Genomic DNA, 415 nt, shown 5'->3' with positions numbered 1-415 from the left:
CCCACCCGACGATGCTGTATTCGTTGGAGTGCTTCGGGGCCCCGTGGTGGCGCGGGTCGGCGACGCTGTACGCGCCCTGTAGCGGGCCGGTCTGGCCGGCAACAGTGCCGGTGCTCTCCGACCATTTGCGCACGCCCAGGGCCTGCCCGTCCTTCCACGCGGCGGACTGCTGGAAACGGGGATCGGCGACCGAATAGGAGCCGTTCGAGGGCCGGGACGCACCTGCGACCGTTCCGGCCGCCTCCTGCCACGTGCGCACGCCGTACACGCAGGCGTGGAGCTGCGGCAGCAGCAGATAGTCGCGCAGGTGGCCGTCCTCGATCGCGAGGCGGTTGAGGCTGCGCCAGTCGCTGCCGGCCTCGACGAACGCGAGGCGTACCCAGGTTTTCCACTGCAGCGCCGGGACGCGGTGCAT

The 415-nt window shown here is 70.8% G+C and carries 1 pseudogene; it reads right to left on the bottom strand.

From position 1 onward, the window contains the following. Positions 1-415: pseudogene (locus MPC4_RS04195) on the bottom strand (DNA cytosine methyltransferase); the annotation flags it as partial.

It is taken from the genome of Methylocella tundrae (genome assembly GCF_901905185.1).
Lineage (GTDB): Bacteria > Pseudomonadota > Alphaproteobacteria > Rhizobiales > Beijerinckiaceae > Methylocapsa > Methylocapsa tundrae.
This window is presented reverse-complemented; position numbering and strand designations above follow the sequence as displayed.